Source organism: Klebsiella sp. JN_Kp127 (genome assembly GCF_040062505.1).
Taxonomy (GTDB): Bacteria; Pseudomonadota; Gammaproteobacteria; order Enterobacterales; family Enterobacteriaceae; genus Klebsiella; species Klebsiella quasipneumoniae.
Genome location: NZ_JBEAHS010000051.1, coordinates 260,495 through 273,678, shown reverse-complemented (window position 1 = coordinate 273,678; position 13,184 = coordinate 260,495). Strand labels below are relative to the sequence as shown.

General features: G+C 62.4%; 11 protein-coding genes and 1 riboswitch. Of the genes, 8 read left to right on the top strand and 3 right to left on the bottom strand.

Annotated features, from left to right (window positions below):
• Nucleotides 1–20: 20 nt before the first annotated feature.
• On the bottom strand, nt 21–371 hold the full coding sequence (locus tag ABLV04_RS20465) for a hypothetical protein (protein WP_044523307.1): 351 nt from the start codon (nt 369–371) through the stop codon (nt 21–23).
• 541 nt (nt 372–912) lie between these two features.
• Nucleotides 913–1,011: riboswitch (guanidine-I (ykkC/yxkD leader) on the top strand.
• A 56-nt stretch (nt 1,012–1,067) separates the two neighbouring features.
• Between ABLV04_RS20465 and ABLV04_RS20460 the strand changes: the two genes are divergently transcribed.
• From ABLV04_RS20460 to atzF, 7 genes are all read left to right on the top strand, one after another.
• Nucleotides 1,068–2,126 carry a putative urea ABC transporter substrate-binding protein gene (locus ABLV04_RS20460; protein ID WP_032452903.1) on the top strand — a complete coding sequence of 353 codons (1,059 nt, stop codon included), beginning with the start codon at nt 1,068–1,070 and terminating at the stop codon, nt 2,124–2,126.
• A 24-nt stretch (nt 2,127–2,150) separates the two neighbouring features.
• Nucleotides 2,151–2,966: an ABC transporter permease gene (locus tag ABLV04_RS20455; protein ID WP_023289736.1), complete on the top strand. Its 816-nt coding sequence runs from the start codon at nt 2,151–2,153 to the stop codon at nt 2,964–2,966.
• Entirely contained in the window at nt 2,963–3,739 is a 777-nt protein-coding gene (locus ABLV04_RS20450; RefSeq protein ID WP_044523302.1) for an ABC transporter ATP-binding protein, read from the top strand. The genes ABLV04_RS20455 and ABLV04_RS20450 overlap by 4 nt, the downstream gene beginning before the upstream one ends.
• Before the next feature lie 4 nt (nt 3,740–3,743).
• On the top strand, nt 3,744–4,472 hold the full coding sequence (locus tag ABLV04_RS20445; RefSeq protein ID WP_032454968.1) for an urea amidolyase associated protein UAAP1: 729 nt from the start codon (nt 3,744–3,746) through the stop codon (nt 4,470–4,472).
• A gap of 10 nt (nt 4,473–4,482) precedes the next feature.
• A complete protein-coding gene (locus ABLV04_RS20440; protein WP_023289733.1) occupies nt 4,483–5,118 on the top strand; it encodes an urea amidolyase associated protein UAAP2 in 636 nt (211 codons plus the stop codon).
• A gap of 166 nt (nt 5,119–5,284) precedes the next feature.
• A complete protein-coding gene (uca, locus tag ABLV04_RS20435; RefSeq protein ID WP_180265924.1) occupies nt 5,285–8,890 on the top strand; it encodes an urea carboxylase in 3,606 nt (1,201 codons plus the stop codon).
• On the top strand, nt 8,887–10,683 hold the full coding sequence (gene atzF / locus ABLV04_RS20430; protein ID WP_101995706.1) for an allophanate hydrolase: 1,797 nt from the start codon (nt 8,887–8,889) through the stop codon (nt 10,681–10,683). Before uca ends, atzF begins: the two co-directional genes overlap by 4 nt.
• A 42-nt stretch (nt 10,684–10,725) precedes the next feature.
• Here the strand turns inward: atzF and ABLV04_RS20425 are convergent, their stop codons facing one another.
• Nucleotides 10,726–11,364, bottom strand: coding sequence for a hypothetical protein (locus ABLV04_RS20425; protein ID WP_110237706.1), 639 nt, complete (start codon nt 11,362–11,364; stop codon nt 10,726–10,728).
• Between the two features lie 124 nt (nt 11,365–11,488).
• A complete protein-coding gene (locus ABLV04_RS20420; protein ID WP_180265925.1) occupies nt 11,489–12,154 on the bottom strand; it encodes an SDR family oxidoreductase in 666 nt (221 codons plus the stop codon).
• A gap of 104 nt (nt 12,155–12,258) precedes the next feature.
• On the opposite strand from ABLV04_RS20420, the gene ABLV04_RS20415 reads away from it, so the two are divergent.
• Nucleotides 12,259–13,125 carry a LysR family transcriptional regulator gene (locus ABLV04_RS20415; protein ID WP_180265926.1) on the top strand — a complete coding sequence of 289 codons (867 nt, stop codon included), beginning with the start codon at nt 12,259–12,261 and terminating at the stop codon, nt 13,123–13,125.
• The last annotated feature ends 59 nt before the right edge of the window (nt 13,126–13,184 follow it).

Sequence of the window (13,184 nt, the reverse complement as noted above, 5' to 3'; positions counted from 1 at the left end):
TGTCTCTGGTTATCCGGGCATTATGTACACCGTTCAGCAATGGTAGTGACCGACCGATGTATATCCGGGGCATGCGGCGCATAATAAAATTCTACTGAAGTCTGCCTGCCGTTGAAGTTACTGATTTCCACCCACGCGACAGTCGTGTTTTCAGTATTCATCAGGTTGTACTTATCGATGTTTTCAGGAAGGGTGTCGTCATATTCCAGCGATAAATTCGCTTTAGAAGCGGCATAATGAAGGCAATCAATCACCTGATTTTTTCCCTGATTAACGTAATAGGTTTCTTCTTCCGGGTGTATGCCCACATCCCCCAGATCCACACAACCACTTAACAGAAAAAGGGGGGGCAACATCAGCAATATTTTCATGGAATCTCTCTGTGTTAAATAACATTGGCGTGATTTTAACTTGTATTTAACAGGCCAAGCATTCTGAGTTAACGAATGGTGAATTTATTCCACCCCTCTACTTAACGTGGCGCAATATTATCACTGTGCGTTAAAACGCACAAGCCTGCGATTTAGCGTTAGTATGTATTCAACATTTAAATGCTTTACCGTCAGGCGGGTAAAACAGGCGGTAAAAATATGATCCCCGCCTGGCGACGGGACAGGGGAGAAGCGCCTGCGTCATCCCCTCATGTCGAAGCGGCGTAATGGCAAACATTTACCCCGCGCCATGATAATCAGCTACAGGATTCATCCCCCATGATCCCCGGCCGGTTGTTGTCCAGAACGCGGTGGGCTTTCCCTTTGCACCAAAGCCATGCAATGCCCCACTTTTACTCCCCATTTTTGGGAGGCGATGCGCCGGTTGGCGGTAAATTACTGAAAGCACGGCTGTCTGGCTCCTGGCATGACGCTTGCAAGACCATCGGCAGAAAGCAGCGCAACAGACAATTTAGATCACACAATAGCTGGCTAGGGTTCCGGTTCACCGCGGTGAACGTCTGGTCCGAGAGCTGGCGACCTCGGCGAGGTTACACGGCGGGATAAAAGCCCGGGAGACAGCAGCACCGTTGGGTGTCGCGCTGCTCCGTTTCTCGTGCTAACCAGAGGTCCACCATGAAAACATCGCCGCTCCTCCGCTCACTTGTCCTGTCGCTGACGCTATTGACCAGCGTCCCGTCCTTTGCCGCCGTCAAGAAAGAGTTCAACGTCTGCTGGACCATCTACGCCGGCTGGATGCCCTGGGGCGCCATCAGCAATGAAAAGATCATCGATAAATGGGCCAGCAAGTACGGCATCAAAATCAATATTGTTCAGCTCAACGATTACATCGAATCCATCAATCAGTACACCGCCGGGCAGTTTGACGGCTGCACGATGACGAATATGGACGCCCTGACCATTCCGGCGGCCGGCGGTGTCGACAGCACGGCGCTGATCACCGGCAGCTACTCCGATGGTAACGACGGGGTGGTGCTGAAAGGGGCGGATAAAAAGCTCAGCGACCTGAAAGGGATGTCGGTGTATCTCCCGGAGCTGTCGGTCTCCCACTATCTGCTGGTGCGCGGCCTGGAAAAAGCCGGGCTGCAGGAAAAAGACGTCAAGGTGGTGAATACCTCCGATGCCGATATCGTCTCGGCTTTTGGCACCAGCGGCGTGCGGGCGGCGGTGGCCTGGAATCCACAGCTGTCGGTTATCAAAAAGACCCCGCAAACCAGCGAAGTGTTTAGCTCCTCGCAGGTGCCAGGCGAGCTCATCGACATGATGGTGGTCAATACCCAGACCCTGAAAGATAACCCGGCGCTGGGCAAAGCGCTGACCGGCGCGTGGTTTGAAATGATGGCCAAAATGAAGGCCGGCGATACCCAGGCGCTGAGCGCTATGGCCGCCGACTCCGGTACCGATCTCGCCGGCTACCAGGCGCAGCTCAAAACCACTCATCTTTTCTGGACGCCAGCCGACACCCTGGCGTTTATCGCCTCGCCGGATCTGGCGAAAACCATGCAGCGTGTGGCGCAGTTCTCCTTCGATAAAGGTCTGCTGGGCGAGGGGGCGCAGAGCGCGGACTTTATCGGCATGACCTTCCCGGGCAATGTCACGCTCGGCGATGCCGCCAACCGCAAACTGCGCTTTGACGACAGCTACCTGAAGCTGGCCGCCGCGGGCCAGCTGTAATGATTGCCGCCGGGAGACCACGCCATGCGCCACATTAACCGATATCCCCAAAAGGGGATGCGCCTGACGCTGATGCTGCTGCCGTTTGTGCTGCTGATCGCCGCCTGGTTTATGGGATCGGCGGTGCGGCTGGAAGCCAATCCGCAGGACAAGTTGCTGCCAGGCCTGTCGCAGATGGCGGCGGCCATTGACCGGATGGCGTTCACCCCGGACAAACGCAGCGGCGAGTATCTGCTGTGGGCCGACACGCTGATCAGCCTGAGCCGTCTGCTGACGGGCCTGGCCGTCTCGTCGCTGATCGGCCTCGGCATCGGTATCGCCGCCGGCGTCTTCCCGATGTACCGCGCGGCGCTGTCGCCGCTGATGACGGTGGTGTCAATGATCCCGCCGCTGGCAATCCTGCCAGTGCTGTTTATCGTCTTTGGCCTGGATGAGCTGTCGAAAGTGATGCTGATCGTCATCGGCATTACGCCGATGCTGGCGCGCGACCTGGAGCAGCGGGCGCGGGAGATCCCGGCGGAGCTGTTTATAAAGGCGCAGACCCTGGGGGCTAATAGCTGGACGGTGGTGCTGCGGGTGGTGCTTCCTCAGCTGCTGTCGCGGCTGATCGCTTCTCTGCGCCTGCTGCTGGGCTCGGCATGGCTGTTCCTGATCTCCGCCGAGGCCATCTCCGCCACCGCCGGGCTGGGGTATCGCATCTTCCTGGTGCGGCGCTATATGGCGATGGACGTGATTATTCCGTATGTCATCTGGATCACGCTGCTGGCATGGCTGATGGATCTGGCGCTGCGTCAGCTGCACAAAGCCTGTTTCCCGTGGGCGGAAGGAGGCCGGGGATGAGTTTTATCGACATCAAAAACATCTGGCAGGAGTACGGCGACCACGTGGTGCTGGAGCGCATTAATCTGCAGGTGAAAGAGGGCGAGTTTTGCTCAATGGTCGGCGCGTCCGGCTGCGGTAAATCGACCTTTCTGCGTCTGCTGCTCGGTCAGGAGCAACCGACCCGCGGCGCCATCCTGCTCGACGGCCAGCCGCTGGCGGCGGAGCCGGACCGCAGTCGCGGCGTGGTTTTCCAGCGCTATTCGGTGTTTCCGCATCTCAACGTGCTGGATAACGTCGCCATCGGCCTGGAGCTGCCGGCGTCCCCGCTGCTGGGGCGCCTGTTTGGCGGCAGAAAGCGCGAGGCCCGGCAACAGGCCCAGCGAATGCTGGAGAAAGTGGGCCTGGGACACGCCCTGGATAAATACCCGGCGCAGCTCTCGGGCGGGATGCAGCAGCGGCTGGCCATTGCCCAGGCGTTCGTGATGCAGCCGCGGGTGCTGCTGCTGGACGAGCCCTTCGGCGCGCTGGATCCCGGCATTCGCAAGGATATGCATGCGCTGCTGCTCCAGCTGTGGAGCGAAACGCGCATGACGGTGTTTATGGTCACCCACGACCTGGCCGAAGGCTTCAACCTGGGCACGAGGCTGCTGGTGTTCGACAAAGTGCGCATCGACCCGCAGGCGCCCAACGCCTGGGGAGCGCGTATTACCTACGACATCCCGCTCAATGAAGCGCGGATGGCGCAACTGGCCGCCGGTAGCGACACCAACGTTTACGCATTAAGGAGATAAATTGATGACTGAACTGTTTCACTCCACCCCCAGCCTGCGCGAAGAGCGGCTTCCCGGCGGGGCGCACACCTCGCTGATTTTGCGCAAAGGGCAGATCCTGCGCCTGACCGATCTCGACGGCGGGGCAAACGTCAGCATGATGATGCTCAATCCCCATGAGAAAAGTGAGCGGCTCAACCTGCCGGATACCCTCAAAGGACAGCATACCGCGCGCCTGACCGCCGGGCACTGTTTCTACTCCGATATGGGCCGGGTGCTGGCCGGGATCGTCGCCGACAGCTGCGGCTGGCACGATCCGTTCGGCGGGGTCCTCAACGCCGGGGAGACGCACGACAAATATGGCGCCGGACGCTACCAGGAATTACGCAATGGCTTTTACCGCAACGGCGTCGATAACCTGCTGGTGGAGATGGGGAAATGGGATCTCGGTCTGGAAGATCTGCTGATGGTGGTCAACTTCTTCAGCAAAGTGACCGTCGATGACGAGGGGCGCTTTCACTTTGTCTCCGGCAACAGCCGCGCCGGGGACTATGTGGAACTGTATGCCCCGATGGACGTCCTGCTGGTCCTCACCGCGCTACCGCATCCTCAGGATCCGGCCACAGAGTATGCCCCCCGTCCGGTACAGCTGAGCTGGTATCAGGCCGACGATGAAGACGCGGCCACTCAGGCGCTCCTGACCCGCGATGAGAACCTGCGCGCGTTCCGCAATACCCAACTTTTTGCCCTGTAAGGAGGCGTTTATGACCCTTATCACCAGTCACCGACGTCCGGAAGAGGCCGTCTATCGCCATGTGATCCCCGCCGGGGAGCCGTGGCTGTTCGAGGTTAAACAAGGGCAAACCCTGCGTCTGCTCGATCTCGAAGGCAACCAGGCGATTGATACCCTGTTTTACAACGCCGACAACCCGCGCGAGCGCTACGATGCGCAGCGCACGCTGCGCCGCCAGGGTAACGCCTACCTCACCGCCGGCAGCGTGCTCTATTCCAACCTTGGCCGTCCGCTGATGACCATCGTGGCCGATACCTGCGGGCGGCACGATACCCTCGGCGGCGCCTGCGCCCAGGAGAGCAACACCGTCCGCTACGCCCTCGACAAGCGCTACATGCACAGCTGCCGGGATAATTTCCTCTGCGCCTGTCTGCATGATGGCCGTCTGCATAAGCGCGATATCGGCGCCAACATTAACTTCTTTATGAACGTGCCGGTGACGCCGGAGGGCGGTCTGACCTTCGCGGATGGCATCTCGGCGGCGGGAAAATACGTGGAACTGCGCGCGGAGTGTAACGCCATGGTGTTGATCTCCAACTGCCCGCAGCTCAACAATCCCTGCAATGGCTGGAACCCGACCCCCGCCGAGGTGCTGGTATGGAACTGACCCGCTGGCAGCGCTGGCGTTTGCTGGCCTTTCGGCTGTTCGCCGTTCGCGCCGACCGCCTGAACCACACGCCGACGCGCCACCTTTAAGCGCCGGTTCTCCCGGGGACGACCTCAGGGGAAGACGAATTGTTGCGGGACGACCCGCTTCGCTGTGAGTTCCGCTTATGTTTGATACCTTACTGATTGCCAACCGCGGGGCGATTGCCTGCCGCATTCTGCGCACCCTGCGCGCCATGCAGGTGAAGGGCGTCGCCGTTTACGCCGAAGCCGACCTGAGCAGTCTGCACGTCCGCGAAGCGGATGAGGCGCTGAGCCTTGGCGAGGGGCCGGCAGCGCAAACCTATTTAGTCGTAGAGAAGATCATTGCCGCCGCGCGGCAGAGCGGCGCCCGCGCCATCCACCCCGGCTACGGCTTTCTGTCGGAAAACGCCGCCTTCGCCGAGGCCTGTGAGGCGGCGGGACTGGCGTTTGTTGGCCCGACCCCGCAACAGCTGCGAACCTTCGGCCTGAAGCATACCGCCCGCGCGCTGGCCAAAGCGGAGGGCGTTCCGCTGCTGGAAGGCAGCGACCTGCTGGCCGACAGCGAAGAAGCCTGCCGGTCGGCAGAGGCGGTGGGCTACCCGGTGATGCTCAAGAGCACGGCGGGCGGCGGGGGGATTGGCATGCGCGTCTGCCGCGACGCCCGCGAACTGAGCGAGGCGTTTGCCACGGTGCAGCGGCTGGGGCAAAACAACTTCAGCGACGCCGGGGTGTTTCTCGAAAAATATATCGAACGCGCCCGCCATCTCGAGGTGCAGATCTTCGGCGACGGGAAGGGGGCGGTTATCGCCCTCGGCGTGCGCGACTGCTCGCTGCAGCGGCGTAACCAGAAAGTGATTGAAGAGACGCCGGCGCCAAATCTGCCGGACGGGATGGCGCAGGCGCTGTGTAGCGCGGCCATTGCCCTCGGGAAAGCGGTGAACTACCGCAGCGCCGGGACGGTGGAGTTTGTCTACGACAGCGCGGCGCAGCGCTTTTATTTCCTCGAGGTCAATACCCGGCTGCAGGTGGAGCACGGCGTCACGGAGCAGGTGTGGGGCGTGGACCTGGTGCGCTGGATGATCGCCCTGGCGGCAGGGGATTTACCGCCGCTGAGTGAGCTCTCCGCCGGGCTACAGCCCCGGGGGCATGCCATTCAGGCGCGAATTTACGCCGAAGATCCTGGCCGTCAGTTTCAGCCTTCGCCCGGACTGTTAACCGACGTCTGGTTTCCGCCGGCGGACGGCGCTACCCTGCGCATCGACCGCTGGGTCGAGGCCGGCTGTGAAGTGCCGCCGTTTTTTGACCCGCTGCTGGCGAAAGCTATCGTCTGGCGCCCCAGCCGCGATGAGGCGATCAACGGCCTGGCGCAGGCCCTGGCGGAGACCCGCCTGTACGGCGTCGAAACCAACCGCCAGTACCTGCAGCAGATCCTTGGCTTTGCGCCGTTCACCGCCGGGGAACCCTGGACCCGCTGTCTGGAGCAACTGCGCTACCGGGCCGATACCGTGGAGGTACTCAGCGCCGGCACCCAGACCAGCGTCCAGGACTACCCGGGACGTCTGGGGTTCTGGGCGGTGGGCGTACCGCCCTCAGGCCCGATGGATGACAGGGCGCTGCGCCTGGGCAATCGTCTGCTGGGCAATGCCGAGGGCGACGCCGCGCTGGAGATCACCCTTAGCGGACCCACGCTGAAATTTAATACCGCGGTGCAGGCGGTAGTCTGCGGCGCGCCGCTGCCCGTAACGCTCGACGGCATCGACCAGGAGATGGACGGCGTCTTCTCTGTTCCGGCGGGGGCGACCCTCAGGCTGGGGGCGATAAGCGGGCCAGGCGTCAGAAGCTATCTCTGCCTGCGCGGCGGCATTCAAGTGCCGGACTACCTGGGTAGTAAAAGCACCTTTACCCTCGGTCAGTTTGGCGGCCACGGCGGACGGGCGCTGCGCGCCGGCGACGTGCTGCATCTTGCGCCTCCGGCTGAGACCATAGAAGGCGCGGCGCTTCCCGCAGGGTTGCGCCCTGAACTTGCGGAAGTGCGAGCGCTGCGGGTGATTTATGGCCCCCACGGCGCGCCGGAGTTCTTTGCCCCGGCGTATATGGCGACCTTTTTTGCCACCGACTGGGAAGTGCATTTTAACTCCAGCCGCACCGGCGTGCGCCTGATCGGGCCCAAGCCGGTCTGGGCCCGCGACAGCGGCGGCGAAGCCGGGCTCCATCCGTCGAATATTCACGACAACCCCTACGCGGTGGGGGCGGTGGATTTTACCGGCGATATGCCGGTGATCCTCGGGCCGGACGGCCCAAGCCTCGGGGGCTTTGTCTGCCCGGTCACGGTGATCGAAGCCGATCTCTGGCAGCTGGGCCAGCTTAAGGCGGGGGATAAGGTGCGCTTTGTGGCGGTTGACGTCCCCACCGCCCGGCGGCTGGCGGCAGGCCGTCGCGCAGAGCTGGCGACCCTGCAGGCGCAGGACGTTGCCTGGCAGCCTGTGCCGCTCACCTCGCCGGTGGTGATGACCTGCGGCGACGCTGACAAACGCCTGGTGGCGCGCCTCTCCGGCGATACCCATCTGCTGCTGGAGGCCGGTGAGGCGGAGCTGGATCTGGTGCTGCGCTTTCGCATCCATGCCCTGATGCAGGCCCTTGAGGGGCAATCCCGGGACGGGATCATCGATATCACGCCGGGGATCCGCTCTCTGCAGCTCCATTTCCAGCCGGAAACGCTGGCGCTGGAGACACTGCTGGCGTGGGTCCGCGAGGAGTGGGCCACGGTCTGCATGAGCGACGATCTGCAGGTTCCGACACGGGTGGTGCATCTCCCGCTCTCCTGGGACGATCCGGCCTGCCGCAAGGCGATCGACAAATATATGACCACCGTCCGCCCGGACGCCCCCTGGTGCCCAAGCAACCTCGAGTTTATTCGCCGGATAAACGATCTCCCGGATGAGCAGGCGGTGTGGCAAACGGTGTTTGACGCCAGCTATCTGGTGATGGGTCTCGGCGATGTCTATCTCGGCGCGCCGGTGGCCACGCCCCTTGATCCGCGCCATCGGCTGGTCACCACCAAATACAACCCGGCGCGAACCTGGACGGCGGAAAACTCGGTGGGCATCGGCGGAGCGTATCTATGCGTTTACGGCATGGAAGGCCCGGGCGGCTATCAGTTTGTCGGCCGCACCCTGCAGATGTGGAATCGCTATCACGAGGTGGCCGATTTTGCCGGCAAGCCCTGGCTGCTGCGCTTTTTCGACCAGCTGCGTTTCTATCCGGTCTCGGCGGAAGAACTGCTGGCTATTCGCCGCGATTTCCCGCTCGGACGCTACCCGCTGCGCATCGAGCACAGCACGCTGCGGCTGGCGGAGTACCAGCAGTTTCTCTCTCGCGAGGCGCAGAGCATTAGCGCATTTCGCGACCATCAGCAGCGGGCGTTTAACGACGAGCGCGAGCGCTGGATCGCCAGCGGCCAGGCCCATTTCGACAGTCAGGAGAGCGCGACAGAAGAGGCGGGCGATGCGCCGCTGCAGCCGGGGGAGCTGGGGGTGGAAAGCCCGGTATCCGGTAATCTGTGGCAGGTACAGACCGCGGCCGGCAGCCAGGTACGCGCCGGCGATGTGCTGGTGGTGCTTGAGTCGATGAAAATGGAGATCCCGCTGCTGGCGCCGTGCGATGGCAGGGTTCAGCAGGTCAATGTGCAGCCAGGCAGCGCGGTGCGTGCCGGGCAGCGGGTGGCAGTGATTATTGAGGAGAAGGCATGATGCAGCAGACGTTTGATTTACGCCTGGCGACTCTGGCGGCGAACTATCGTAACGGCCACACCACCCCGCGCGCGCTGCTGGCGGAGATCCGCCAGCGGGCGCAAGCGCTGGATCCCGAGTTTAATCTGTTTATCCATCTCCTGAGCGAAGCGGAGCAGGCGCCGTTTCTGGCGGCGCTGGAAGGCCATTCGCCAGACACGCTCCCGCTGTACGGGGTGCCGTTCGCCATCAAAGATAATATTGACCTTGCGGAGATCGTCACCACTGCCGCCTGTCCGGCGTTTGCTTACCGGCCGACGCAAAGCGCGACCATTGTCGCACAGCTGATTGCCCTGGGGGCGGTGCCGGTGGGCAAAACCAATCTCGATCAGTTTGCCACCGGCCTGAACGGGACCCGTTCGCCGTATGGTCGCTGCCGCAACGCGTACCATCCCGCTTATCCCTCCGGCGGCTCCAGCGCCGGCTCGGCGCTGGCGGTAGCCCTGGGCGTCGCCAGCTTCGCGCTGGGGACCGACACCGCCGGCAGCGGTCGCGTCCCGGCCGGGCTGAATAACCTGGTGGGCCTGAAAGCGACGAAAGGGGTGATCTCCACCGCCGGGGTGGTACCGGCCTGCCGCACGCTGGACTGCGTGACCTTTTTCAGCGCCACCGCCGACGAGGCCAGCCAGCTGCTGGCGCTGGTTGCCCGGGCCGATCCGCAGGATAGCTACAGCCGCCGCAATCCCCAGTGGAACAGTCGTCAGGCCTTCGGCAGGCCGTCCGCCGGGTTTCGCTTTGGCGTCCCGCGGGAGCTTAACTTCCTCGGCTGCCGCGCCAGCGAAGCGCTGTTCGCCCAGGCCGTGCAGCGGCTGACGGCGCTCGGTGGGGAAGCCGTGGCAATCGATTTTGCGCCTTTTCTCGCCGCCGCCCGCCTGCTGTATGACGGGCCGTGGGTCGCTGAACGCTATGCGGTGGCTGGCCCGTTGATTGAGCAGCAGCCGGACGCCGTGCTGCCGGTCATTCGCGACGTGCTGGCGAAAGCGCCTGATATCGACGCGACGGCGACCTTTAAGGCGATGTATCAGCTGCAGGAGTATAAAGCGCAGTGCGATGCTATCCTCGGGACGCTGGACTGCGTGCTCACGCCAACCTTTCCGCGGCCGGTAACGCTGGACGAGCTGGCGGCGGAGCCCATCGCCCGCAACGCCGACCTGGGCTACTACACCAATTTTATGAACCTGCTGGACTATGCGGCGGTGAGCGTGCCGTGCGGGTTTATGCCCGACGGACTGCCCTCCGGCGTCACGCTGTTCGGCCGGGCCTTTACCGATCAGTATTTGCTGAGCCTGGCCGACGCCTTCCAGCGCGCGGAGCGGCTGCCGCTGGCAGGCGGCGCGCGGCTGGAGAGCCCGCCGCCTGCGCGCCCCGCGGGCCATGATCGGATGGCCCTGGCGGTATGCGGCGCCCACCTGACCGGCCAGCCGCTGAACGGTCAATTGCTGGCGCGGGGCGGCCGGCTGCTGCAGGCGACCCACAGCGCGCCGCGCTATCGGTTGTATGCCCTCCCGGATGGCAAGCGCCCGGCGATGGTGCGTGACGAGCCAGAGGGGGCTGCGATAGCGGTGGAAGTCTGGGCGATCCCCAGCGCTGAGGTGGGGTCGCTGCTGGCCGCCATCCCCGCGCCGCTGGGGCTGGGACAGATTGAGCTGGCGGACGGCCGCTGGGTGACAGGCTTTATCTGCGAAGCCGGGGGGCTGGGCGCGGCCACCGAGATCACCGCCTGGGGCGGCTGGCGTCAGTGGCTGGCCAGGTAAACGGAACACCCTCTGCGGTAGCGCCGCAGAGGGAACCCTCGCTTATAGCGGGCTGTTCTCATCGAGCCGGGTGACGCTCCAGACGCGGGCGTGCGTGTCATCAATGCGATAGTAGCTTTTCACGCTTGCCGTACCGCCGATGGCGTAGCCCACCAGAGCCACAATGTTGAGCTGATGCCCCTGCTTATCGGTAAACGCATAATATTCATCCAGCACATAGCCGCTGGCGCTAGCCGCTGATTCCAGACGATCGTCCCTGGCTTTCAGGTCCGGGGTATAGTCCGCGATGGTTTTCCCCACAAAGTTTTTGGCGACGTCCTGCTTTTCGTCAACGCTGACGATAAACGCCGCGCTGGCAGGAAAGTGCTGAACCACGTCAGCCAGGGGCGGTTTCGGCGCGGCAGAGGGGAATAACGTGTGATCGATAGTGTAGGCCTGTAGCCAGCAGGAGAATAACGCCGCTTCCGCCGCACGGCCATCCGGGTCGGAAAGTCCGGGCAGCGCATCGACGGTCTCTCCCGCTTTACGCAGCGCAATGAAATCGGCACAGGAAGAGACCCGTGCCTGATTCTGGTCACTCAGCACCAGCGTCAGAGGAGACTGGTTTATCTCAAGCTCGCCCGCCGCCAGCACCGGCGTGCTCAACAATAACGTCACCGCCATACCGATAAAATATTTCATCACATAGCCTCCATGAATATCGACGTATCCTGATCCGAGGTGACAGGGAAAGCAAGCGATGGATGATGTCTTTTCCACATGTCCGGGCGATGCCTCCCGGACGCCGAGCGACGGCCGGGGAAGGTTACTGATGGTGTGGGGCGGGATAAAACGCTTCCGCTGTCCATTGCGCTGATGGCTGGCGGTATTGCTGCCAGAACAGTTCGGCAATCTCCCGGGCTTCGGCGGAACCCGGCGTGACGTACGCCCCCACCGTCACGATGGAAAGATGAATATTCTGCGCTTTTAATAACGGAAAAAGGCCATGCGTCAGGTTAAGCAGCCCGGCTTTGCCGACGCTCAGCGTCAGATACTCCGGATGAGGCTGAGTGGCAAACATCCCGCCAGTCAGCAGGATCGCGCCTTCTCCACGCGCGGCCATCAGCGGAGTGACCGCTTTGATGGCGGCATATACCGCGCCAATATTGGTGGTGAGATCCTGGATGAAGCCTGCCACCGACTGGGTCTCCAGATTACCGTCATGCATGGCCGCGGCGTTGAAGTGCAGCACATCCACGCTGCCGGTCTCCACCTCTACCTCGCGAATGAGTTCCACGATAGTGGTGATATCGCTGGCGTCCGCCACGCGGCCTTCCGCGGCTAATCCAGCCGCTCTCAGTTGGTCGGCCTGCGCCGCCACATAGTTTTTATTTCGTGAGGACAGCACCACCCGGAATCCCTCACCAGCAAATCGTGAGGCCGTCGCCATTCCCATCCCAGGACCGGACCCGATACTCAAAAACGTTTTCATGTGCTTCTCTCACTGTAGTTTGCAGAGCCGCTATGTTAATACCCTGGCAGATCGCTGATAATCAGCCTTATTTTCAAATGATTAATGTGCTGGGTGCAGGAATCATGTTCGATGATTTTGAAGAGCTGATGGCGTTTGTCTGTGTGGCCGAGACAGGGAGTTTTATCGGGGCCAGCCGCAGGCTGGCTCGGGATGCGTCGGTCATTTCCCGCCGGGTTAGCCACCTCGAGAAAAAACTGGGCGTCCGGTTGCTGGTGCGCACTACCCGTAGCGTAACGCTTACCGAAGCCGGAACCTGGTTTTTGCAGCGTGCCCGCGCGGCGCTGGATGAGCTCAGCGCCGCCAGCCGGGAGGTGGGGGACTTTGCTGCCACCCCGCAGGGAACGTTGCGGGTTTCGCTGCCGGTGACCTTTGGCCGGGAGCTGATTGCCCCGGTGTTTCCTGATTTCCTGCAGGCGTATCCGGATATTCGCCTGGATGCCCATTTTCTCGATCGACGGGTCGATATTGTCGCGGAGGGGTTTGATGCGGTGGTTCGCCTGGGGAGCGTGCGGGACAGTACCTTAACCGGGCGCGAGCTGGGGGCGTTTAGAAGTCAGCTGATTGCTTCGCCGGCCTATCTGCAACGCTTCGGTGAGCCGACTCATCCTGAGCAACTGGCAGCCCATCGGTGTCTCGGCTTTACCCACCATCCGGACTGGCCCTACTGGATCCTCGAAAATGGTCGCGAGCATATCCAGGTGACGCCAGCCGGCCCCCTCACCACCAATATCAGTGAAGCGCTGCTGACGGCGGTCATTCGGGCAACCGGGATCGCACTGCTGCCCGACTGGCGTAGCGCGGCGAAGGTCAGCGTTTATGCCCTGATGCCGCCCGGCACGCTTGTTCCCGCCAAGACCCGGGTATTTATCGACACGGTATGCCATCAACTGGCGTCATCCCCGCTGTGGCAGGACGAATTGAAGCGATAAGCAGGGGGGCCGATTGCGCAGATCGTTGATGGAGAAGGGCCTCGAAGTGTTCCTGCTGA